Consider the following 22697-nt stretch of genomic DNA (forward strand, 5'->3'; position numbering starts at 1 on the left):
GAGCCCGATCTGCGTGGCACGGCGGTTGGCGATATAGCGCAGGTAGCCTTTGAACATCGACGCGTTCATGCCTAGCACGCCACGCGGCATGGTGTCTTCGGCATAGCGGTATTCGAGTTCCACGGCCTGCATGAACAGGTCTTTGATTTCGGCCTTGAACTCGGCCGTCCACAGGTGCGGGTTCTCCAGCTTGAGCTGGTTGATCAGGTCGATGCCGAAGTTGCAGTGCATCGACTCGTCGCGCAGGATGTACTGGTACTGCTCGGCCGCGCCGGTCATCTTGTTCTGGCGGCCCAGCGCCAGGATCTGCGTGAAGCCCACGTAGAAGAACAGGCCTTCCATCAGGCAGGCGAACACGATCAGCGATTTGAGCAGCGTCTGGTCGGTTTCGAAGGTGCCGGTGTGGAAGTTGGGGTCCATGATCGCTTCGATGAAGGGGATCAGGAACTGGTCCTTGTCGCGGATCGAGGGCACTTCCAGGTAGGCGTTGAAGATCTCGCCTTCGTCCAGGCCGAGGGACTCCACGATGTACTGGTAGGCATGCGTGTGGATCGCTTCCTCGAACGCCTGGCGCAGTAGGAACTGGCGGCACTCGGGCGCGGTGATGTGGCGGTAGGTGCCCAGCACGATGTTGTTGGCGGCCAGCGAATCAGCGGTCACGAAGAAGCCGAGGTTGCGCTTGATGATGCGGCGCTCGTCTTCGGTCAGGCCGTTCGGGTCTTTCCACAACGCGATGTCGCGCGTCATGTTCACCTCTTGCGGCATCCAGTGGTTGGCGCAAGTGGCGAGGTACTTTTCCCAGGCCCACTTGTACTTAAACGGCACCAGCTGATTGACGTCGGTCTGGCCGTTGATGATTCGCTTGTCGGCAGCGTTCACGCGGCGGTGCGCGGTGGCTGCGGCTGCTTGCGGCGCTGCGGATGCCGTCATCGACGCGTGCACTTCCTGCAGGGAAGGGGTCTGGAAAGGCAAAGGCGGCTGTCCCGCCGGGTGGCTCTTGTTCAGTCCACCGTCCAGTTGATTTTGCGATGAGGGCTTGACTTCTTCGTCCCAGGTCAACATAGATTTTCCAGTGTTCGGATTATGAAAGCAGTGCTGCAAAAAGAAAAGCACTGAAGCGTTGTGCAGCAACGTTTTGTTGCTTCACAGCACATGTGCGATGCCTCGAATGCATGCGAGGCATCACACGCGAAGTTTTTATTGGCAGGCTTCGCAGCCTGGATCGTCGATGGGGGAAAACTGGACGTCTGTGGCGGGCACTGCTGCGGCTACTTCCATCGCGTGTTGTTTGCTTTGGATGGGCGCAGATGCACCGGTTGGTGCGTCGTCATTTCCCGAAGAAACCGAGTTGAGCTGGCGTGTGTTCACCGTGCTCATTTCGACGTGCGTGGCACTTTGCGTGCGCAGGTAGTACGTGGTCTTGAGGCCGCGGATCCACGCCAGTTTGTAGGTGTCGTCCAGTTTCTTGCCCGACGCGCCCGCCATGTAGATGTTCAGGCTCTGTGCCTGGTCAATCCACTTCTGGCGACGCGATGCGGCTTCGACCAGCCACTGCGCCTCGACTTCAAACGCGGTGGAATACAGGTCCTTGATGTCTTGCGGCACGCGGTCGATGGGGTGCAGCGAACCCTTGAAGTGCTTGAGGTCCATGATCATCACGTCGTCCCACAGGCCCAGGCGCTTGAGGTCACGCACCAAGCCGCCGTTGATGACCGTGAACTCTCCCGACAAGTTGGACTTGACCGAGAGGTTGCCGAACGAAGGCTCGATCGATGCGTCCACACCAATGATGTTGGAGATGGTGGCCGTAGGGGCGATGGCGACGCAGTTGGAATTGCGCATGCCGTCCTGGGCGATCTTCTTGCGCAGTGCATCCCAGTCCAGCGTGACCGAACGGTCCACTTCGACGTAGCCGCCACGTGCCTTGGCGAGCATGTCCAGCGTATCGAAGGGCAGGATGCCCTGGTCCCACAGCGAGCCCTTGTAGCTCGCATACTGGCCGCGTTCCTTGGCCAGCTCGGTGGAGGCCCAGTAGGCGTAGTAACAGATGGCTTCCATCGACCGGTCGGCAAATTCCACGGCTTGTTGCGAAGCGTAAGGAATGCGCAGCTCATACAGGCTGTCCTGGAAGCCCATCAGGCCCAGGCCCACGGGGCGGTGGCGCAGATTGGAGTCGCGGGCCTTCTTGACGGCGTAGTAGTTGATGTCGATCACGTTGTCGAGCATGCGCATGGCGACCTTGATGGTCTTCTTGAGCTTGTCGTGGTCGAGTTGGCCGTCTTTGATGTGCTGCAGCAGGTTGACTGAGCCCAGGTTGCACACGGCGGTTTCGGTGTCGCTCGTGTTCAGCGTGATCTCGGTGCACAGGTTGGACGAATGCACTACGCCGGCGTGCTGTTGGGGCGAGCGCACGTTGCAGGCATCCTTGAACGTGATCCAGGGATGGCCGGTCTCAAACAGCATGGTCAGCATCTTGCGCCACATGTCGGTGGCTTGCACCGTTTTGGCGGGCTTGATCTCGCCGCGCGCCGCCTTTTGTTCATAGGCGACGTATGCCTTCTCGAAGTCTGCACCGAACAGGTCGTGCAGGTCGGGCACGTTGGAGGGCGAGAACAGCGTCCAGGTGCCCTTTTCCATCACGCGGCGCATGAAGAGATCAGGAATCCAGTTGGCCGTGTTCATGTCGTGCGTGCGGCGGCGGTCGTCGCCGGTGTTCTTGCGCAGCTCCAGGAACTCTTCTATGTCCAAATGCCAGGTTTCCAGGTAGGTGCAGACGGCGCCCTTGCGCTTGCCGCCCTGGTTCACTGCCACGGCCGTGTCGTTGACCACCTTCAGGAACGGCACCACGCCTTGCGATTCGCCGTTGGTACCCTTGATGTGGCTGCCCAGGGCGCGCACGCGGGTCCAGTCGTTGCCCAGACCGCCCGCAAACTTGGACAGCAGGGCGTTTTCCTTGATGGATTCGTAGATGCCATCGAGGTCGTCGGGCACGGTGGTGAGGTAGCAGCTGGACAGCTGCGAGCGCAAGGTGCCGCTGTTGAACAGCGTCGGGGTCGAGGACATGAAGTCAAACGAGGACAGCACTTCGTAGAACTCGATGGCACGGGCTTCGCGGTCGACTTCATTGAGTGCCAGGCCCATGGCCACACGCATGAAAAATGCCTGGGGCAGTTCGATGCGGGTTTTCTTGACGTGCAGGAAGTAGCGGTCATACAGGGTCTGCAGGCCGAGGTAGTCAAACTGCAAGTCGCGGTCCGCATCGAGCGCAGCGCCCAGGCGCCGCAGGTCGTATTGCTGCAGAAGACGTTCGTCCAGCAGCTCGTTTTCGACACCCTTCTTGATGAATTGTGGGAAGTAGTCGATGTAGGCTTGACCCATGTCGCTCTGGGTCACTTCGCGCCCCAGCACCTCGCGAACGATGGTGTGCAGCAGCAGGCGCGCAGTGGCGTAGGTGTAGTCCGGATCTTTTTCGATCAGCGTGCGGGCGGCCAAAATGGACGCTTTGTAGACCTCGTCCATGGGGACGCCGTCGTACAGGTTGCGCATGGTTTCTGCAACGATGGGATCGGCTTTCACGTCGGCACCCAGATTCACACACGCCGACTCGATGAGCGACTGCAGGCGGTTCAGGTCCAGCGCGATTCGCTCGCCACCGTCCAGCACATGCAGCAGGGGGGCTGCAGTCGCCGGGGATTGTTGTTCGGTCTGGCGGGCGCGCTCTTGCGTGCGGCGCTCGCGGTACAGAACATATGCACGAGCGACTTCGTGGTGGCCACCGCGCATCAGGCCCAGTTCCACCTGATCTTGCACGTCTTCAATGTGAAAGGTGCCGCCACCGGGGCGCGAACGCATCAGCGCGCGGGCTACGTTCTGGGTCAGGGTGTCTACAACTTCTCGCACGCTGGCCGATGCAGCGCCCTGTGTGCCGTGCACTGCCAGGAACGCCTTCATCATCGCCACCGCGATTTTTTGCGGTTCAAACGGCACCACGGCGCCGTTGCGGCGAATGATCTGGTAGTGCGTCAATCCATTGGCAGCGGCGGTTTGCGCAGACTGGTGCGCAGGGTCAGTAGCCGAGGTGGCGTGGGTAGTGGAAGGCGTGTTCAAAGCAGCTTGCATGGGAGTCCTCTTCTGTGGGCTGTCTGGGGTGGTGCGCGGCTGGAAATGCGGCCGCGGTGTGCGAGTGTTGCGGCGAACTTCAGTCTGCCGCACACTATATATGGTGTGTCGAATGCATTCAAGACACTACCGGTAGTGTATCGCGGTGAATCGCGGGAAAAGTGAAACAGGCCGTTTTTGAGCGCCAGCGACACCAGTCGGACCCCGCCGCGATCCCTTGTGGTCACTGAAAATGGCATCGCAAATCACGCATGGACGGGCGATTTTGGCGGGTTTTCCTTTGCAGGCCGCGCCATGTCTAGCGATCCAATTTTGTGCGTTTGCACAAAGAAATTTTGGACTCTGAGGCCGTGTTGCGACAGAGCGGCCACTTGCACACTAGGGCGCGGGTCGAAATGCTTCGGGGAAGCGGTCTGGGGGCCAGTTCAGTGACTGTTGCAGGTGATACCAGTCAAACCCCGGACCCGGGTCCTGCTTGCGACCGGGGGCGATGTGTTCATGCCCCGCGACGTGTTGTATGGGGTAGCGCAGCGTGATGTCGCGGCACAGGGCCGCCAGCGCAGAATATTGCGCCGGTTCAAACGGAAGGCCTTCCAGGCCCTCCAGCTCTATGCCAATGGAGTCGTCATTGCACTGGCTGCGCCCGCGGTAACTGGATTGCCCGGCGTGCCAGGCGCGCTGGTCGCAGTCCACAAACTGCCAAAGGGCGCCTGCGCGGTCGATAAAGAAGTGGGACGAAACCTGCAGTCCGCGAATGCTCTGAAAGTAGGGGTGTGCGTCCCAATCCAGTTGGTTGGTGAACAACTGCTGTACCGCACCGCCGCCGAACTCGCCCGGTGGAAGGCTGATGGAGTGCACCACGATCAGGTCGATGGCGGTCATCACATGGGGGCGCATCCCCTGGTTGGGCGACACCAGCCGCTTGGCCAAGCGGTGCCAGCCCCCGTCCCACATGCTGGAGGTGCCATCCACGGCGTCAGCCGATGTCGTCATGCGGATCCACGTCGTTCGGTGCCGCAATGTTCAGGCGTGCGATGCGGTAGCGAATTTGCCGCAGGCTGATGCCCAGCCGAGCAGCGGTAGCCGTGCGGTTGAACCCCGCCTCGCGCAGCGCCCGGATCAGGATGTCGCGTTCCTGCTGGTCCAGCCAGGCCTGCAGGTCGCTGGGCAGGGGTACGCCGCTGCCCAGGGTGGATGGCGGTGGGATGTGCGCGGTCCCGGCGTTTGGTGCGTGTGTACCCAAGGGGAGGTGGGCCATTGCAGCGCGTGGCGCCACGGCCTCCGCCGTGCCGGAGGGGGGATCTACATGCAGTTCGTCGCCGTCACTCAAGGCCACCGCTCTGTGCAGCAGGTTTTCCAGCTCCCGGACATTGCCTGTGAGTGGATGGGCTGCGATAGCGCTCAGCGTTCGCTCGGTAATCGCTGGCACCGGCATTCCGGACTCCTGGGCAATTCGCGACAGAAGGGCGGCACACAGCGCGGGCAAGTCCTCCCGCCGCTCGCGCAGCGGGGGGATCAAGATTTCGATGACATTGAGCCGGTAGTACAAGTCCTGGCGGAAACGACCCGATTGCACGTCCGCTGCCAAGTCCCGGTGCGTGGCGCTGACGATGCGTACATCCACCGTCTCTTCCTGTGTGGAGCCCAGCGGTCGAACGCTGCGTTCCTGGATGGAGCGCAGAAGTTTGGACTGCATGACCAGCGGCAGGTCACCAATTTCGTCCAGAAACAGGGTGCCGCCACGGGCGGCCTGAAAATACCCGTCGCGGTCTTGCGATGCCCCGGTATAGGAGCCTTTGCGTGCGCCAAAGAATTCGGCCTCCAGCAGGTTCTCTGGAATCGCACCGCAGTTCACCGCCACCAAAGGGCCGTCTGCGCGCTGGCTGCACGCATGCAACGCTTGCGCCACCAACTCTTTGCCCGTGCCGGATTCGCCGTGGATGAGCACAGGCGCCATGCCCCGCGCCACCTTGGCCAACCGTTGTTTGACGTTTTTAATCGCTGCGGATTCGCCTACCAGCCGGTCGAGCGCCGTACCGGAGCCCAACGCGTCATTGGCGACCGCGGATGTATTTTTCTGTCCACCACTGCGGTTCGTTCGAGGGGCAGGAACCCCGCCGGTGCCTTGCACCGCCGAGGCCACCACCGAACGAAACTGCTTGAGGTCAACCGGTTTGGTCAGGTAGTCGAAGGCGCCTGCACGCAGCGCCTCGACGGCGTTTTCTGCAGAGCCGTACGCCGTCATGACGACGCACCGCTCCCGGCGCTGTTGGTCCCGCAAATCCTGCAGCAGCTCCATGCCGAACCCATCGGGCAGGCGCATGTCGGTGATGACGGCGTCGAACCGGTGGGCTTTCAGTTGCTCGCGGGCCTCTTGGACGGTGGAGGCCGTGTCGACGCGATAGCCCTCGCGCAGCAAGGTCAGTTCGTACAAAGTGCGCAGATCGGGCTCGTCATCGACGACAAGGATGGAGGCAGTGGGGGCGTTCATGCAAATAGGGGGTCAGACCACGATGGTGTCAAACAGCGTCGCGGCATCGGCAGGGCGCGTGATGCGGCGGAACCCGACGGTGAAGGCGTTTCCTCCCGTCTCGCCGCGGGTGGTGGTGCGATTGAGCCGTTGGTAGCTGATGGACGCGCCATGGCGCTGACACAGTTCGCGGCAAATATAAAGTCCCAGGCCGCTGGATCGGCTCTCTGAGGAAAAAAAGGGTTCAAAGAGGTGGCGCTCCACCGATTTGTCCATCGGGGCCCCGTCGCTCCACACCTGCAGGCTGATCTGGCCGTTGGGCGCGGAACGTGTGGCCACGAAGAGGGAGTCAGGTTCGGTGCCCCTGTAGCGAAGGGCGTTGTCCAGCAGGTTGAGCAGAACACGGCGCAGGTGTTCGGGGTCAAACTCCACCTGGGTGGCGCTGGCTTCAAGCGTCACCAGCGCACGGCGCTGTACCGGGTCTTGCGCTTGCCAGTCATTCCATATCTGCGCCACCGTATCGTCCAGTGCCAGGGTGGACGCCGGGGCATGGCTGATCTGGTGTTGCACCCGGGCGATGTCCAGCACTTCTTCCGCAATCCGCGCCAGCCGGTCGGCATTTTGCTGAACCATGCGGGCCAGCCGCTTTTGGGCCGGATCGTGCAAGTCCTCCTCCAGCAACGCATTGGCTTGCACGATGGCTGCCAAGGGATTTCGGATTTCATGGGCCACAGCGGCGGACATGCGTCCCATGGCTGCGAGTTTCTCGGTGCGCAGGCGGGCTTCCATCTCCCGCAGGTCATGCAGGAACATCACGCAAAGCCGTTCAGCCTGGGTCTGATGGGCCGCCGCTCGCGTGGATGTGAGCCAAGTGCGCACGTGCAGGCCCGTGGGGCTCTGCCCGGGGTGCAGCAGGTCAACGTCCGCCATTTGCGGTTGCTCTTGCCGGAAGGTGCGTCGTGCCAGCAGGACCAGTGGGTGCCACGGGGCTTCAGCAGCCAGCGAGAAAGGCGGCGCTGGCAGCGGCGCGCCGCCCAGCAGCAAGAGTCCCGCAGGGTTGGCAATGCGCACGGCATCGTTCTCATCCACCACCAACACGCCGTCGGTCAGGTTCTGTATGACCAGCGCACTGACCTGGGTCTGAACCCGTGCAGCAACCTGGCTTTGCTGCGCCAGCTCCTGCTCGCGGGCCAATCGGGTCGCCAGTTGATGGACCAGGTAGCTCACGATGAAGTAGCCCGTGCCCGTGAGCGCACTTTGCAGATAGCGTTGTGCATCTTCACCGGCGGTGGTGCGCAAGCCCAGCCACCATGCCCAGCCCAGCAGCAGCAGGGTGACCGCGGCGGTGGTGCCCAGCGCCAGCGTGAGTGTTCCCAGCACGGCGGCGATCAGCACCGGCAGCCCGAACAAGGGGGTGTAGTTCATGGTGCCTGCATGCAGCAGCTGCAGCGCAGTAATGGCTGCCAGGTCTACGCCAATAGACGGCAACCACTGCGGGCCCGCACCCGGCGGCGGCGGGCCATGCCTTGCGAGCACACGCAGCACCACTGTCGCGACAAGGTAAGCCAGGCACACGGTCAATACGCTGGGCTCGCCGGTCTGATTGATGGCCTGCCCCGCACCCTGCAGCACCAGCAGTGCCATTGCGACCATCACACGGCCCGTCAGAAACCCCCGCCACAGACGCACAAAAGGGGCGTCCACCGTGGGAAGAAAGGCACCGGCAGGCACTGCTTGCATGGTGTCAGGCCGGGCCCAGTCGCCGGTGTTCGGCGCTGCAATAGGCGTAATTTCCCAGCATCAAGGCTTCAGCTTGCGGTATGTGGATCCCGCAATGCGCACAGGCAAGCATGTCCTGGGGCAGTGCCAGCGGGGTGGGCGTTGACTTGTCGCGCGAGGCATCCGGCGCGCGGCGGCTGCGCCAGATTCCAATGGCCACGACCAGAACGATCAACAAAACCAGGTATTTCATGTACTGCGGCCCAAAACAACTTCCATGACAAAGCGCGAACCGACATACGCGAGCAAAAGCAAGGCGGAGCCCATATACAACACACGCACCGCATTGCGGCCTCGCCAGCCAAATCGCGCGCGGCCTACCAGCAGGGCCGCGAACGTCAACCACGACAGGACCGAAAAAATCGCCTTGTGGTCCCAGCGCCAGGCACGTCCATATAGCGTGTCCCCAAACAGCCAACCGGCAAGCAATGTGGCGGTCAGCAGGACAAAGCCGGCGGTCACAAAACGGAAAGTCAGGCGCTCGAGGGTGAGCAGCGGGATGCCGTTGTGAGGGTCTTCGGCCTGCCGAATGTGTCGCTCAGCGCGTGTCATGAGCCACGCGTGCACGACCGCCGCGGCAAACAGGCCATAACACGCAATGCCCAGCGCCAGATGCAGCGGCAGCCATGCCGATGCGGCTACATGCAAAGGCTGGCCCGGGAAGACAAGGGCCAGCAGAATGGCCACAGCGCCCAAGGCTGCCAACACCCAGCGCGCTTGCATCTGCGGAAACAACTGCCGCTCCACCGCGTACACCGTGAGGACCAGCCAGGCGGTCATCGACAACGCGGGTGCAAAGCCAAACCGGGGGGCATCGCCCCACAGGCCCCAGACCAGCGCAGCGCCATGCAGTATCCAGGCCACTAGCAGCGCATTGCGCGAGGCAACCGGGCCCAGACGCGACGCCGCTGCAGCGGGCACGGCGTATGCCATGGCGGCAGCCAGGGCCAGCAGCCAGCTGACAGGGGAAGCACTGGGTAAAATCATGGGTCACAGTTTAGCCTTTTGCCCCACCGCCAGCGCCCTGGCGGGCCTGCACCCACAACGTTCCGGTTGATGGTGCGCAGGCAACACCGGAACTTCTCCTATGGCCTCCGCCCTTACTGACAAACTCACGCGCCTCGTCAAGGAGATGCGTGGCCAGGCCCGCATCACCGAATCCAACGTGCAGGACATGCTGCGCGAGGTGCGAATGGCCCTGCTGGAAGCCGACGTGGCCCTGCCCGTGGTGCGTGATTTCATTGCCCGCGTCAAGGAGAAGGCGCTGGGCCAGGAAGTGCTGGGCTCGCTCAAGCCCGGCCAGACGCTGGTCAGCATCGTGAACCGCGAGCTGGCCGCCACCATGGGCGATGGGGTGGCCGACATCAACCTGGCTGCCCAGCCGCCCGCTGTCATTTTGATGGCCGGCCTGCAGGGCGCGGGCAAAACCACCACCACGGCCAAGCTGGCCAAACACCTGATCGAAAAGCGCAAGAAGAAGGTGTTGACCGTGTCGGGCGACGTGTATCGCCCGGCGGCCATCGAGCAGCTCAAGACAGTCACCAAGCAGGCAGGGGCCGAGTGGTTCCCGAGCACGCCCGACCAGAAGCCTCTGGAGATCGGCCTGGCGGCGCTTGACTACGCCAAGAAGCACTACTTCGACGTGCTGCTGGTTGACACGGCCGGCCGTCTGGCCATCGACGAAGTCCTGATGAAAGAAATCAAGGACCTGCATGCCGCGCTGAACCCGATTGAGACCCTTTTTGTGGTCGACGCCATGCAGGGCCAGGACGCGATCAACACCGCCAAGGCCTTCAAGGAAGCGCTGCCGCTGACCGGTATTGTGCTGACCAAGCTAGACGGAGATTCGCGCGGCGGCGCTGCGCTGTCCGTGCGCCAGATCACCGGCGCGCCCATCAAGTTTGCCGGGGTGTCCGAGAAGCTCGACGGCCTGGAGGTGTTTGACGCCGAACGCCACGCGGGTCGCATTCTGGGCATGGGCGATATCGTAGCCCTGGTCGAGCAGGTCACGGCGGGCGTGGACATGGAGGCAGCGCAGAAGCTCGCAGCCAAGGTCAAGAGTGGCGATGGATTCGACCTGAACGACTTTCTCTCGCAGATCCAGCAGATGAAGCAGATGGGCGGGCTCTCCAGCCTGATGGACAAACTGCCGTCCCAGCTCACGGCCAAGGCGGGCGCCATGGACATGGACAAGGCCGAAAAGGACATCAAGCGCAAGGAAGGCATCATTCAGAGCATGACGCCGCTGGAGCGCCGCAAGCCCGAACTCATCAAGGCCACCCGCAAAAAGCGCATTGCCAATGGCTCGGGCGTGCACGTTCAGGAGGTCAACCGCCTGCTCAAGGAGTTTGAGCAGATGCAGGGCATGATGAAAAAGATGAAGGGCGGCGGCCTGATGAAGATGATGAAGAAGATGGGCGGAATGAAGGGCATGGGCGGCGGTGGCATGCCCAAAATGCCTTTCTGAGCCCCTGGCGCTCGCAACCAAAAACTCCCTGAAGAGGCGCCGCCTCTTCAGGGAGTTTTTCTATTTGGGACCGTGCTGGACGCTCAGGGTGCTTGCAGCCAGTTCTTGAGGGGCTGGTCGGCCCAGGCCTTGGCCTCGTCACCCACAAAGATCCGGGGCCGCGAGGCGGGCAACTTGCGCCGCTTTTCGAGGGCCGCGATGGATTTTTGTGCTTCGCCCATCCAATCTGAGACGGACCGGTTTTCCGCTCCGGGTTGGTCAAACAAGGCCTCTGCAAAAGGTGTGTGGTTCCCGTTGTACTTGCAATTGAACGTCGTCCGGCGCACATCCGTTGCCGTCAATACCACCCGGTTGGGCGCCTTCAACGGCTCGACGAAGGCGCCGCTGTAGCAGGCCGAAAGCACCACCAGCGTGGGCACTCCGTTCAGTGGCGCAAGCGCATCGCTCAGAATTTTGGGGGTGATGGGCGGCAGGTGTTTGCCACCCGCGTGGATGTTCAGCAGGCCGGGGTTGCTGTGGGTGGAGATGAGCAGCACCACCCGGTCTTGGGGGCGCGCCACCTCGGCCGTCTTGGACATCACCAGCGCGAAGTTCTCTGCCGTGGCCTGCGGCCAATCGGTGCTCTGATCGCGCGCAGGGTTGGCCAGCTTGAGCATCAGCGCATTGGGATCAATCTCCTTGACCAGCTTTTCTGCCAGCACCACGTCGTTGCGGAAGGCTTTGGACTGCGAGTGCATCGCAAACCCCGCAAAGATGATGCGCCCGGGCGGCTCTGGCGGCGGCGGCGGTGGCTCGGGTGCGGCAACCGGTGTGGGGGCTGCCACGGGTGTTTGCCCGGGAAACATGGCACAGCCCGTGAGTGACAGGAGCAGTGCGAGTGCGGTGGCAGGGAGCAGCCGCCGATGGAGGGGCGGTGTGAAAAGAGGCGAAGGCATCAATGTCAGGGCCATGCGTTGCCCAGAAGCGCGATGTCAGAGGCGCTCGGCAACGGGGGGGTTGGAAAGGATGGGTATCGTAAAGGCTTGCCAAAAGAGGGTAGCGCTGGCTTGTAGGCGAATTTATAGAGCCAAATTGGCCTCTATCGCTTTACCGATAAGGGTTTATAGCTATCAATAGTGAAGTGTTCGTAAAAAAGCCGGTGCATGCACCGGCTTGTAGTTTGTGTGACATCTTTCACATTGTCACAACACGGGAAGGGGCGCGGGCTGCGCCAGCCGACTGGCATGCAGCCAGGCACGGCGCAGAACCGGCGGCGACCACGACTCCTCGGGAATCAACAGCAGGCGCTGTGCCCGCATGGCCTTGCCCAATGCAATCTGGCTGGTGAATACGGCCAGCGGAATGGCCAGTGCCAAGGGCAAGCCGACGGGCAGGAGCCACAGCAGGGCACTGCTGTCGATCAGCGCCACACCCACCGCCAGCAGGCCAATCACCAGACTCATCGGTGCCAGCTGGCGCACCGCATGGCGCCACGGCACCGCGTGGGCTTCACGGGGAGGAGACTTCCATTCCAGCTTCAGACCTGTGAGCGCGATCAACACAAACAGCGAATGCGCCAACATGCGAATAGGGGCCTGCAGGATGGCCAACACGCTTTCGAGCGCAGCGCTCTTGAGCAGGCTGAAACCGCCGCCGTATTGCTGCTGTTCACGGCGCATGAACACCGCGGCCACACCCAGAATGCGTGGCAGAAAAAGCATGCACAACGTCCAGGCCCACAGGGCGAGCAATTCGGCAGGCAGGATGTGCCAGTCGGCCACCAGCTTGGCGCCAGACAGCCACAACGCCGTACCCAGCGTCATAAACGCCAGCCACAGCGGCGCTGACAAGTAAGCCATCGCACCGGTGACAAACATGGAGCGGTGCACGGCGTGGATGCCGGGTTCGGCCATCAGGCGCGCGTTTTGCAGGTTGCCCTGGCACCAGCGGCGGTCGCGCTGCAACTCGGCCAGCAGGTCTGGGGGCTGCTGTTCGTAGCTGCCAATCAGGTCGGACACCAGCCGCACGTGGTAACCCGCGCGGCGCATCAGCGCTGCTTCGACAAAGTCATGCGACATGATTCCACCTGCCAGGCCGCCCTTGCCTTTGATGGGCGCCAGCGCGCAGTGCTGCATGAAAGGCGCGACCCGAATGATGGCGTTGTGGCCCCAGTAGTGGGATTCGCCCAGCTGCCAGTACTGCATGCCCAAAGTGAACAGGCGACCGGTGACGCGCGAGGCAAACTGTTGCGCCCGGGCGTGCAGCGTGACGTGACCGATGGCCTGGGTGGCCGTTTGAATGATGCCGGCGCTGGGGTTGGCTTCCATCAGCTTGGCCATCGAGACGATGCAGTCACCGCTCATCACACTGTCGGCATCCAGCACCACCATGTAGCGGTAGTCCTTGCCCCAGCGGCGGCAGAAGTCGGCTACATTGCCCGCCTTGCGGTGGGTGCGGCGGGTGCGCAGGCGGTAATACACCTGCACCTGGGGCTGCTGGCTGTGCTGCGCCAGCGCGCTGCGCAGTTCTTCCCACGCCGCGCGCTCGGCGCGCGCAATATCGGGGTTGTAGCTGTCGGACAGCACAAACACGTCAAACGTGGTGCCATGGCCCGTGGCCGCCACCGATTCGCAAGTCGCACGCAGCCCGGCAAACACCGTGGCCACGTCTTCGTTGCAGATCGGCATGATGATGGCGGTGCGGGCGTCGGGTGCCAGGGTGTGTTCGGTCACGCTGCGCACCGACAGCGCATGCTTGTCCCCACGCAGCATCACCCAAAAGCCCATCAGCCCAGTCAGAAAGCCAGTGACCACCCAGGCCGACAGCAGCGCAAACAGCGCGATCTGTCCATAACCCATCCAAGGGTTTTCGTAGTTCGGCTGAACACCCGCGAACAGCGTGCTGGCCAGCGCCGTGGTGAGCACGGTCAACAACGCGAAGGTCCAGCGGCGGCGTTGCGCTGCTCCCTGCCAGGCCTGGTCCAGTGGGTTGGTATCGGATGGGGCGGCGTTGGCTGTTGCCCTGCGTCCGGTCAGGCGCAGAAGCACCGCGGTACCGACGCTGTTCCAGAACCCGCGCCATGGCACGGGTGGCATGGAGCCACGATGGAGGGGCGGAGCCGTCACCGCGCTGGGGTGTCTTTCCTCGCGCAGAGGGCTGCGCTGGCTGACGACCGGGCGGTGGTAGGTGGCACCACGGCGTGCTACGACAGCAGGGGCTGCAATGGCGTCTGCACGGTGGTCCTCGGGGCTTACTCGGGAAGAATGATGTGCGTCCATGTTTCACTCACAGCGTGGTTGTCGTGTTGAAGAAAAGCGCGCAGCTCGACGGGTTGGTCGGCTTTCAAGCGCTGTACGCGCACGGTCATGCGCCATTGGTCGGTTGCGGCATTGCGGTAGACAAGGTTTTCGAGAACCTTGCCGTTGGCATCACTGGTGACCACCGCTTTCACGGCGGCGTCCGGCGAAAGTGCCTTGAGTGCGGGGCCGTCAAAATCGACCACGTACTGCGTCTGTTGGCGCAGGGCCTCAGCGCTCAGCTTGGTGTAGCCCATGCCGCGGCGCGATTGGGTGGCCCAGGCGCTGGGCGGGCGTTGTTGGGCGTCGCCCTGCCAGCTCAGTTCGTAGGCAAACTCCAGCGGTTCGCCAGGGGGCGGCATCTGGGCCGGAACCCAGTACGCAACGATGTTGTCGTGCGTTTCGTCGGGCGTGCTCAGCTGCACCAGTTCCACGCGCCCTGCACCCCAGTCGTGCAGTGGGCGAACCCAGGCGCTGGGGCGGCGTTCATAGCGGGCTTCGACGTCTTCGTAGCTGGACCACTGGCGATCCCGCTGCATCAGCCCAAACCCTTTGGGGTTCTTGGTGGCGAAGGAGGTCACCACCGGCTGCTTGGGGTTTTGCAGCGGACGCCACAGCCACTCGCCCTCGCCGGTAGCCACCATCAGACCATCGGAGTCGTGCACCTCGGGCCGGAAGTCTTCCTTGCGGGGCTGGTTCTCACCAAAGAAAAACATGCTGGTCAGCGGTGCAATCCCCAGGGTGGCAATGGGCTTGCCCGCAGTCGCCCGCACAAACACTCTGCTGCGCACGGTGGTGGTGGTCTGGGGGCCGGGGGTGATGTCGAACTGGTAAGCCCCGGTAGCCCGGGGCGAATCCATCAGCGCATACACCGTCACCTTGGGGGACTGCGCCTGGGGCTTGACCAGCCAGAACTCGGTAAAACGCGGAAACTCCTCGCCTGAACCTCCGACGGTGTCGATGGCAAGACCGCGGGCAGACAGCCCGTATTGCTGCCCCTTGCCCAGCGCGCGGAAGTAGCTGGCGCCCTGAAACACCACCAGCTCGTCCTTGTACTCGGGCGAGTTCAGGTGGTTGTGCAGGCGAAAACCTGCAAATCCGAGATCGCCCCAGTTTTGGGGCTTGACCTGGTTTTTGCCGTAGTCGAAATCTGCGCGGCTGTAGCTGATGTGGCGAGTGCCCTCAGGGGTCACCTCGTTGATCAAGACGGGCGCAGTCTGGTACAGGCCGAGGTGAAAGAACATTGCCTCGAATGGCAATTTGTCTGCGCGCCACACGGCCCGGTCGGGGCGCCAGCGGATGTCGCGCACCTGGTCGTAATTCAGCTTGGCAAGGTCGGCAGGGAGCTTGTCGCTAACTGCCCGGTAGGGTTGGTTCGCGCTCTCGCGGGCGAGGCGGGTGACGTTCTCAAAATCAAACCCCTGCGCAGAGGCTGTGCCCGCGAGCAGCGAGGCAGCCAGCGCAATCGCCGGTCCTGCCGTGCTGCGGGCAGCCTGAGAAAAAGAGGGAAAAACAGCGTACATGCCGACATATAGGGCAAACCCTGTGCCAGCTTGGAAAAACTGTTTTAAATCAACAGCTTATGGCTGGTATGGCATGTAAGGTTTTGTACAAGGCGACGATCCACCCTTTAAACACCGATTTTTGTCGCTGATTGGCGACGAAGTGGAAGGGGTTGAGTAAAAAATCTATATAAATCAAAGACTTATTCGTGTCGCTCATCTGCGACGTCGTCTCCACCAGTCCCCTCGTTTTTGAAATTTCCGGGGGTCAGGGCGTGTTTTTGGAGCAGTCGATAAAACTCGGTGCGGTTTCGTTGGGCCAGACGCGCGGCGTCGGCCACATTGCCGTCAGTCATCTTGAGGAGGCCGACCAAATACTCCCGCTCAAAGCGCTGGCGCGCCTCGGTGAAGCTCAGCACCTGGGTAGACGGAGTGCGCAGCGCGCGTTGCACCAGGGTCAGTGGCACCAAGGGCGTCGTAGACAGGGCACACACCTGCTCCACCACATTAAAAAGCTGGCGCACGTTGCCCGGCCATGCGGCTGTGGTCAGTGCCTTGAGTGCCTCGGGGGCAAAGCCCGACAGGCGTTTGTCGTATTTGCGGGCCAGCTTGTCGAGAAAGTGGTTGGCCAGCAGCGAGATGTCTTCGCGCCGTTCTCCCAACGTCGGCAGCATCAGGGTGACCACATTCAAGCGGTAGTACAGGTCTTCCCGAAACTGCGCAGTGGCCATCGCGGTTTCCAGATCGCGGTGCGTGGCGGAGATGATGCGCACGTCGATGGGAATGGACTGGCTGGCGCCTACAGGGCGCACCGCACGTTCCTGCAAGACACGCAAGAGCTTGACCTGAAGAGCGGGCGGCATGTCCCCAATTTCGTCGAGCAACAGGGTGCCACCTTCGGCGGCCTGGAACAGGCCTTTGTGGTTGCTCACTGCATCGGTGAAGGCGCCTTTGACATGGCCGAACAGCTCGGATTCCAGCAGAGCCTCGGGAATGGCGCCGCAGTTAACGGCCACAAAAGGCTTGGCAGCACGCGGGCTGGCGCGGTGGATGGCCTGTGCCAGCAGCTCTTTGCCCGCCCCGCTGTCACCCAGTAAAAGCACGCTGGCATCCGATTGGGCCACCATGTAGGCCTCGGCCAGCAGGTCGGTCATCAGGTTGGAGCGGCTGACGATTTCGGCACGCCAGGCCTCATTGGCGTGGGCGTGGGTGACGGCGGGCGCGCTGAGTGCCAGCGCCTGGGCGATCTTCTCCAGCAGCTCTTTGCCGTCGTAGGGTTTGGTGAGGTACGTGAAAACGCCGCGCGAAGTGGCTTCCACGGCGTCGGGGATGGTGCCGTGCGCCGTGAGCAAGATCACGGGCAGTGAGGGATGGCGGGCACGCACTTCGTCAAACAGCGCCAGGCCATCCCTGCCAGGCAACCGAACGTCGCTGAGAACCAGCTGGGGTCGCGCCATGTCCAGCTGGGCCAGGGCAGCCTCGGCCGATGTCACCGCCACCACGTCATGACCCGCCCCATTGAGGCGCAGGGACAACAGCCGAAGCATGTCGGCGTCATCGTCCACGACCAGGATGCGGGCGCCTGGGGATGCGCGGGAGGGTGTCTGGGCGGCCATGGTGTTTTTTTGGGGTGTTATGGCACTGGCCGCGGAGTATTGCCGCCGTTGGCAGGGGGTGGGGTAGCGGGTGCGGGGGTTGGGGCTGGACGTGTGGTCAGGCTGCGCTCAATGGCGCGCACGGCCTCCAGCCGCTCATTGAGCTGTTCGTTGCGGCGCTGCGCATCGCGAAGTTGCTGGTTTTGTCGGTCCAGCTGATCTTCCAGCCGCCGTTGTTGTAGCAAGCGTGACTCCATCAGACGTGCCAGTGGGTGCAGCGCCTGCGCAGCCGGGGCATTGTTGCCCAGCACCCGTTGCACCAGGCCCAATGCGCGTGCGGTATCTACTGGTTGCCGTGTTTGCGCCAGAGCGACTGCCAGCAGCAACGGGGTCTCGATGGCGGACTCTTCCAGTTCGGTCAAGCGGGCGATTTCCTTGGACAAATCCGCCGGTGACATGCGCAGCGTGCGGTCTGTCTGCGCGAGGACAAGCACGGCGGGATCGACAACCACGGGTTTTTTGGGCTTCTTGGCGGGCTCCGCCACCTCGGGTTCTGGGGGCTCCGGCGTCTCTGCCGCCTCGATGGCAGGAGGCGCAGGCGGTGCCGTGGGCGCTGGCGCCTTGGTGCTGCAGCCCACCATCACCATCGCGGCAACCAACGACGACACCCATACCGAGGCCTCCCTTAACTTTGGCGGGGTCAGGCGAGTCAATAAACAACTAGTCAACATGCGGTAGTTCTATGCGAAAAAATGCGTGGACGCCATCGTCCACCAGCTGAACCCTGCCGCCGTGGGCGACGACGTATTCGTGGACGATAGAGAGCCCGATGCCGGTACCGCGCACGGCGTCAACGGGCTGGCGTACGCCCCGGTAGAAGGGTTCGAAGATGCGGTCTCTGTCAGTCCCCGCGACACCAGGGCCCTGGTCCGTGACATCGATGTGTACGTGGCCAGCCTGGCGTGACAGTATCAGCCGCACCGTGCCGCCTTTGGGTGAAAAACGGATGGCGTTGGACAGCAGGTTGCTGATGGCGGAGCCGATTTTCTCTGCGTCGACGGGCAGGGTCAGATCCGGCCCTTCCACCAGCACGCGCAGGCCTCTCGCCTGCCATTGCAGGCGCTGTGATTCCACCTGCGACTCCAGCAGAGCCAGCAAGGCGGTATCTTGGCGCTGCAACTGGCGCGCCTCAAAGGCTGCGGCGTTGAAGCGCAACAGCGCTTCGATCTCGCCCTGCAGAACCAGCGTGTTGTGGTGCAGGATCTGAGTCACCTCACGCTGGCCCGAGGTCAGTTCACCGGTCACCCCGTCTTGCAGCAGCGCCACGCCTTCGCGCAGCGCGGCCAGTGGCGTTTTGAGTTCATGGGACACATGGCGCAGAAACCGGGCTTTGTCCGAATCCAGTTCCAGCAACCGCAGTCGCAGCCATTCCAATTGCTGCCCTACGCGGCGCATATCGTCCGGACCGGACACCAGAATCGGCTGATCGAGCTGGTTTTCCCCTAACTTGCGTATCGCCCCTTCCAGGCGTTTGAACGGGCGGGCGAGCCAGATGCCCAGGGCCAGCGCGAGTGTCAGGGCCAGAACAATCACCCCCACCACCTGGTGCGTCACATTGCGACGACTTTCTTCCACGCGATCCTGCAAAAGCTGGTTGCGTTGGGTATTGATGTCTTGCACGGACTGCGCGATGACGGTGTGCAGAACGTCCAGCGCCACAAACTCTTCAGCGACCTGGCGCTCGTTCTCCAGCGCACGTTCGGGCGGCGCATCCAGCAGCGCTTTGACGGTATCCAGTCGGTCGCGCCATTGCGCGGCCTGTTCCTGTGGCAGGCCCCCGTTCTGCAGTTTGTCGAGAAGAGTTTGGGCCTCCCCGGTCATCTCGTTGAAGCTGCGCCGCAAGGGCGCATCGCGCAGCACCAGCGACTGGCGCGCTGCTCGCTCCAGTGCCTGTCCGCGCAGGTTGAGGGCCTGCGCGGCCGCATTGAGCACGGTGGCCTCGGTGGCACCGAGGCGGCTTTGCACCATGAGTTGTTCGAGCGTGTACAGCGCCCGCAACGAACTCACCCCCAGCAAGCCCGCAATCAGCAAAAAAGCCAGCAGCAGCATTTGCTGAAATGAGAGCCCGTGCAAGGAGCCTTCAGCCTTGGTGCGCGCAAGCGGCGTGCTGTCTGCAGACATCCCGGGTATGGCCTGAAGGCGCTATGCCGCGAGGGCGGGCTCGCGGGTGAGGACCTCGCCCCGCAAGGTATAGGCCTTCGCTTCGGTGATGGTCACCTCCACCATCTGGCCCACCAGGCGGGGTTGGCCGACAAAGTTGACCACACGGTTGCATTCGGTACGCCCCATCAGCTCGGTGTTGTCGCGCTTGGAGGCGCCTTCCACCAAGATGCGCTGCACCGTGCCCACACGGCTTTCGCTGATGGATTTGATGTTGGCATTGATGACGCTTTGCAGGTGCTGCAGGCGGCGCAACTTCACGTCGTGTGGCGTGTCGTCGTGCAGGCCCGCGGCAGGCGTGCCGGGGCGGGGGCTGAAGATGAAGCTGAAGCTGTTGTCGAAGTGAATATCGTCGATGAGCTTCATCATCTTGTTGAAGTCGTCCTCGGTCTCGCCGGGGAAGCCCACGATGAAGTCGCTGCTCATGGCCAGGTCGGGGCGGATGGCGCGCAGCTTGCGCACCGTGCTCTTGTATTCCATGGCGGTGTAGCCACGCTTCATGGCCATCAGAATCCGGTCGCTGCCGTGCTGCACGGGCAGGTGCAGGTGGCTGGCCAGCTTGGGCAGCTTGGCGTAGGCCTCGATCAGGCGGGGCGTGAATTCGTTGGGGTGGCTGGTGGTGTAGCGAATGCGCTCGACCCCCGGGATGTCAGACACGTATTCCAGCAGCAGGGCAAAGTCGGCAATCTCGGCCGTGCCGCCCATCTTGCCCAGGTAGGCGTTCACGTTCTGGCCCAGCAGGGTGATCTCTTTGACGCCTTGATCTGCCAGCCCCGCCACTTCGACCAGCACATCGTCAAACGGGCGGCTCACTTCTTCGCCACGTGTATAGGGCACGACGCAGTAGCTGCAGTATTTGCTGCAGCCTTCCATGATCGACACAAACGCCGACGCGCCTTCGACGCGCGCGGGCGGAAGGTGGTCGAACTTTTCAATCTCGGGGAAGCTGATGTCGACCTGGGGTTTGTCCGTGCGGTCGCGTTGATTGAGCATTTCGGGCAGGCGGTGCAGGGTTTGCGGGCCAAACACCACATCGACATAGGGCGCGCGCTTGATGATGTCAGCGCCTTCCTGGCTGGCCACACAGCCGCCCACTCCAATCTTTACGCCCTTGGCCTTGAGGTGCTTGATGCGTCCCAGGTCGCTGAACACTTTTTCTTGCGCCTTCTCGCGCACCGAGCAGGTGTTGAAGAGGATGAGGTCGGCTTCGTCCACGTTCTGCGTGGGTTCGTAGCCCTGGGCAGCGTGCAGAACGTCTGCCATCTTGTCCGAGTCGTACTCGTTCATCTGGCAGCCGAAGGTTTTGATGAAGACTTTTTTGGCCATGGCTGTATCGCACTCGAAAAGGGGGCGCAGCGGCGCGCCCGGGCGGCGCCGCAAGGAGGCGAAGGTCCGCGCCACACGGCGCGACCCCCGGGGCGTCATTTTTTGACGGGGTCGGATTCCGCGCGGTAGTTGCGCTCTACGGAATCACTGCCCTTGCGGGGCTGGTCCGCCTCGCCTTGGCTCAATATCCAGGCGGACTGCAGCATGCCGGTGCTGGGCTCAATGAGGTAGTTGACTTTGAACGACTGCCCGAGAACCATGTGCGCCATGATCAGGCTGTTCTGCGGGCTGAAAAGGCGCATGCCGGGGGCCATGCGGATGGGGCGGCCGTTGAGGGTGGCGTCCGAAGCGGCGGTGATGGTCAGCGTGCCACGCAGCGCGGCATCGGGAAATGTGCGCGTAACTCCCAGGGCAGATTGCACCTGCGCCGATGCGGGCAGGGCGCCCCAGAGCACGGCACAACCCAGGCCAACGGCCAGGACGCGCTTCAGGAGCTTCGTAGGGGAGGGGGATTTGGTGGGTTTCATGGGGCAGCAGTGCTTGGTTTATATCCAGGGGCTGGAGGGGCGATTCTAAGGTTGTCCCTAAGATGCGCGGCAAACAACCACTCAAGGCACCGTTCATGAACGAATCGTTGGAGCAGGCGCGGCAGGCTTTCGTGCGGGGCATCGCGCTGTTCGAGGGCGGGCAGTACGCACCTGCCGACGAGGCATTCACCCAGGCCCTGGCGCTGGCACCGGGGCGTGCGTCCGTGCTGCTGAACCTGGGAGTGACCAAGGTGCATCGGCAGCTTTTCGACGAAGCGGAACCCTTGCTGCAGGCCGCCCTGGCCGCCGACGACACTCCGGCCGAAGGTTGGGCTGCCCTCGGGCTGGCGCAGATGGAGCTGGGGCAGTGGGCGGCGGCGCTGGGCTCCCACGAAAACGCCGTGGCGCGCGGCGCGGGTGCCGCCGCGGTCCGCATGCGCCTGGGGCAGTGCCTGGCGCGCGCGGGGCGCACCCAGGAGGCGCTGGCCGCGCTGGAGGCAGCGGTGCAGCAGGACGCCAACCTGGCCGAGGCGTGGAGCCAACTCGGCCATTTGCGCCGCGAAACGCAGCAACCCGCCGAGGCCGCGCGCTGCTACCAGAAGGCGCTGGATTGTGGGGCCGATGCAGATGTTCACCGTTACTACCTCGCAGCCTTGCAGCACGGGGCACCCGTTGCGCACGCGCCGCGCCAGTATGTGCAGACCCTGTTCGACCAGTACGCAGACGAGTTCGAGGACCATCTGGTCGGCCAACTGCGCTACCAAGGGCATCGGGTTCTGGTGGAGCAGTTGCCTGCCGCCTGCCCTTCCCGGTTTGCACAGGTACTGGACCTGGGCTGCGGCACGGGGCTGTGCGGCGTGCACATCAGGTCTCGCGCGGAGGCGCTCTGGGGCTTGGACCTGTCGGCGGCCATGCTGGACAAGGCCCGCGCGCGTGGCCTGTACAACCGGCTGATCGAAGGAGACCTGGTGGAAGCCCTGCGCAGCGAAACAGCCCTGTTCGACCTGGTGCTGGCGGCGGACGTGTTCATTTATGTGGGCCATCTTGACGATGTCTTTGCGCTGTTGGCGCAGCGCATCCGGCCCGGTGGCTGGCTGGCCTTCACGATGGAAGAAGCCGTGGGCCCGTGGGATGAGCCCCAACTGCTGCCCAGCTTGCGCTACGCCCACCCGTTGAATTACATCGAGGCGCTGACTGTGCAGCATGGCTTTCGGTGCGTCCATACCCACAGCGCCCCGCTGCGGTGGGACCAGGAGATCGGCGTGCCCGGCAAATACCTCTATCTGCAGCGATCTCTATCAAAAGAATAGCTGCTTGCGCTCGTCTTTATTGACTTTGGATTGGTTTTTATATTGAAAGCCAATAAAATCGAGCGCTGCCAGCTATGAATTTTGATATGAACTTGATGATTGGCGCA

General features: G+C 62.8%; 17 protein-coding genes. 2 read left to right on the forward strand and 15 right to left on the reverse strand.

The window, feature by feature from the left end; all coding sequences use genetic code 11:
* The 7 genes from ACK41V_RS01735 to ACK41V_RS01765 form a co-directional block, all read right to left on the reverse strand.
* On the reverse strand, positions 1-1062 hold a 1062-nt coding region (locus ACK41V_RS01735; RefSeq protein WP_409776929.1), incomplete at its 3' end, for a ribonucleotide-diphosphate reductase subunit beta.
* Between the two features lie 135 nt (positions 1063-1197).
* Complete coding sequence (locus ACK41V_RS01740; protein ID WP_409776932.1) at positions 1198-4119, reverse strand: ribonucleoside-diphosphate reductase subunit alpha; 2922 nt, start codon at positions 4117-4119, stop codon at positions 1198-1200.
* Between the two features lie 378 nt (positions 4120-4497).
* Positions 4498-5112 (reverse strand): 1,6-anhydro-N-acetylmuramyl-L-alanine amidase AmpD, encoded by a 615-nt coding sequence (gene ampD / locus ACK41V_RS01745; RefSeq protein ID WP_409776935.1) that lies wholly within the window; start codon positions 5110-5112, stop codon positions 4498-4500.
* Positions 5096-6610 carry a sigma-54-dependent transcriptional regulator gene (locus tag ACK41V_RS01750; RefSeq protein ID WP_409776938.1) on the reverse strand — a complete coding sequence of 505 codons (1515 nt, stop codon included), beginning with the start codon at positions 6608-6610 and terminating at the stop codon, positions 5096-5098. Before ACK41V_RS01750 ends, ampD begins: the two co-directional genes overlap by 17 nt.
* Before the next feature lie 12 nt (positions 6611-6622).
* Entirely contained in the window at positions 6623-8329 is a 1707-nt protein-coding gene (locus tag ACK41V_RS01755) for a sensor histidine kinase (protein WP_409776941.1), read from the reverse strand.
* Between the two features lie 4 nt (positions 8330-8333).
* Positions 8334-8561, reverse strand: a complete 228-nt coding sequence (locus ACK41V_RS01760) for a PP0621 family protein (protein ID WP_409776944.1) — start codon at positions 8559-8561, stop codon at positions 8334-8336.
* Positions 8558-9355 (reverse strand): inner membrane protein YpjD, encoded by a 798-nt coding sequence (locus ACK41V_RS01765; protein ID WP_409776946.1) that lies wholly within the window; start codon positions 9353-9355, stop codon positions 8558-8560. The genes ACK41V_RS01760 and ACK41V_RS01765 overlap by 4 nt, the downstream gene beginning before the upstream one ends.
* 100 nt (positions 9356-9455) lie before the next feature.
* Here ACK41V_RS01765 and ffh point away from each other — a divergent pair, with 100 nt between their 5' ends.
* Entirely contained in the window at positions 9456-10835 is a 1380-nt protein-coding gene (gene ffh / locus ACK41V_RS01770; protein WP_409776949.1) for a signal recognition particle protein, read from the forward strand.
* Between the two features lie 83 nt (positions 10836-10918).
* Here the strand turns inward: ffh and ACK41V_RS01775 are convergent, their stop codons facing one another.
* From ACK41V_RS01775 to ACK41V_RS01810, 8 genes are all read right to left on the reverse strand, one after another.
* Complete coding sequence (locus tag ACK41V_RS01775) at positions 10919-11680, reverse strand: C13 family peptidase (RefSeq protein WP_409776952.1); 762 nt, start codon at positions 11678-11680, stop codon at positions 10919-10921.
* A gap of 336 nt (positions 11681-12016) precedes the next feature.
* Entirely contained in the window at positions 12017-14092 is a 2076-nt protein-coding gene (gene mdoH / locus ACK41V_RS01780) for a glucans biosynthesis glucosyltransferase MdoH (RefSeq protein ID WP_409776956.1), read from the reverse strand.
* On the reverse strand, positions 14065-15633 hold the full coding sequence (locus ACK41V_RS01785) for a glucan biosynthesis protein G (RefSeq protein ID WP_409776959.1): 1569 nt from the start codon (positions 15631-15633) through the stop codon (positions 14065-14067). Before ACK41V_RS01785 ends, mdoH begins: the two co-directional genes overlap by 28 nt.
* Positions 15634-15815: 182 nt before the next feature.
* Complete coding sequence (locus tag ACK41V_RS01790; RefSeq protein ID WP_409776962.1) at positions 15816-17228, reverse strand: sigma 54-interacting transcriptional regulator; 1413 nt, start codon at positions 17226-17228, stop codon at positions 15816-15818.
* 17 nt (positions 17229-17245) lie between these two features.
* Positions 17246-17875, reverse strand: a complete 630-nt coding sequence (locus ACK41V_RS01795; protein WP_409776965.1) for a hypothetical protein — start codon at positions 17873-17875, stop codon at positions 17246-17248.
* 52 nt (positions 17876-17927) lie between these two features.
* Complete coding sequence (locus tag ACK41V_RS01800; protein WP_409776968.1) at positions 17928-19388, reverse strand: sensor histidine kinase; 1461 nt, start codon at positions 19386-19388, stop codon at positions 17928-17930.
* A gap of 21 nt (positions 19389-19409) precedes the next feature.
* Complete coding sequence (gene miaB / locus ACK41V_RS01805) at positions 19410-20753, reverse strand: tRNA (N6-isopentenyl adenosine(37)-C2)-methylthiotransferase MiaB (protein WP_409776970.1); 1344 nt, start codon at positions 20751-20753, stop codon at positions 19410-19412.
* 95 nt (positions 20754-20848) lie between these two features.
* Positions 20849-21280, reverse strand: a complete 432-nt coding sequence (locus ACK41V_RS01810; protein ID WP_409776973.1) for a hypothetical protein — start codon at positions 21278-21280, stop codon at positions 20849-20851.
* Positions 21281-21375: 95 nt separating this feature from the next.
* On the opposite strand from ACK41V_RS01810, the gene ACK41V_RS01815 reads away from it, so the two are divergent.
* Positions 21376-22590 carry a methyltransferase domain-containing protein gene (locus ACK41V_RS01815; RefSeq protein ID WP_409776976.1) on the forward strand — a complete coding sequence of 405 codons (1215 nt, stop codon included), beginning with the start codon at positions 21376-21378 and terminating at the stop codon, positions 22588-22590.
* Positions 22591-22697: the final 107 nt, after the last annotated feature.

Origin of the sequence: Acidovorax sp. (assembly GCF_046291265.1) — a bacterium.
Classification (GTDB): Bacteria; Pseudomonadota; Gammaproteobacteria; order Burkholderiales; family Burkholderiaceae_C; genus Acidovorax.

What these genes read in the sequence shown, in the direction of transcription:
- ACK41V_RS01740 (WP_409776932.1), bottom strand. Translation starts at nt 4,119, where the DNA reads ATGCAAGCTGCTTTGAACACGCCTTCCACTACCCACGCCACCTCGGCT.
- ampD (WP_409776935.1), bottom strand. Translation starts at nt 5,112, where the DNA reads ATGACGACATCGGCTGACGCCGTGGATGGCACCTCCAGCATGTGGGAC.
- ACK41V_RS01750 (WP_409776938.1), bottom strand. Translation starts at nt 6,610, where the DNA reads ATGAACGCCCCCACTGCCTCCATCCTTGTCGTCGATGACGAGCCCGAT.
- ACK41V_RS01755 (WP_409776941.1), bottom strand. Translation starts at nt 8,329, where the DNA reads ATGCAAGCAGTGCCTGCCGGTGCCTTTCTTCCCACGGTGGACGCCCCT.
- ACK41V_RS01760 (WP_409776944.1), bottom strand. Translation starts at nt 8,561, where the DNA reads ATGAAATACCTGGTTTTGTTGATCGTTCTGGTCGTGGCCATTGGAATC.
- ACK41V_RS01765 (WP_409776946.1), bottom strand. Translation starts at nt 9,355, where the DNA reads ATGATTTTACCCAGTGCTTCCCCTGTCAGCTGGCTGCTGGCCCTGGCT.
- ffh (WP_409776949.1), top strand. Translation starts at nt 9,456, where the DNA reads ATGGCCTCCGCCCTTACTGACAAACTCACGCGCCTCGTCAAGGAGATG.
- ACK41V_RS01775 (WP_409776952.1), bottom strand. Translation starts at nt 11,680, where the DNA reads ATGTTTCCCGGGCAAACACCCGTGGCAGCCCCCACACCGGTTGCCGCA.
- mdoH (WP_409776956.1), bottom strand. Translation starts at nt 14,092, where the DNA reads ATGGACGCACATCATTCTTCCCGAGTAAGCCCCGAGGACCACCGTGCA.
- ACK41V_RS01785 (WP_409776959.1), bottom strand. Translation starts at nt 15,633, where the DNA reads ATGTACGCTGTTTTTCCCTCTTTTTCTCAGGCTGCCCGCAGCACGGCA.
- ACK41V_RS01790 (WP_409776962.1), bottom strand. Translation starts at nt 17,228, where the DNA reads ATGGCCGCCCAGACACCCTCCCGCGCATCCCCAGGCGCCCGCATCCTG.
- ACK41V_RS01800 (WP_409776968.1), bottom strand. Translation starts at nt 19,388, where the DNA reads ATGTCTGCAGACAGCACGCCGCTTGCGCGCACCAAGGCTGAAGGCTCC.
- miaB (WP_409776970.1), bottom strand. Translation starts at nt 20,753, where the DNA reads ATGGCCAAAAAAGTCTTCATCAAAACCTTCGGCTGCCAGATGAACGAG.
- ACK41V_RS01810 (WP_409776973.1), bottom strand. Translation starts at nt 21,280, where the DNA reads ATGAAACCCACCAAATCCCCCTCCCCTACGAAGCTCCTGAAGCGCGTC.
- ACK41V_RS01815 (WP_409776976.1), top strand. Translation starts at nt 21,376, where the DNA reads ATGAACGAATCGTTGGAGCAGGCGCGGCAGGCTTTCGTGCGGGGCATC.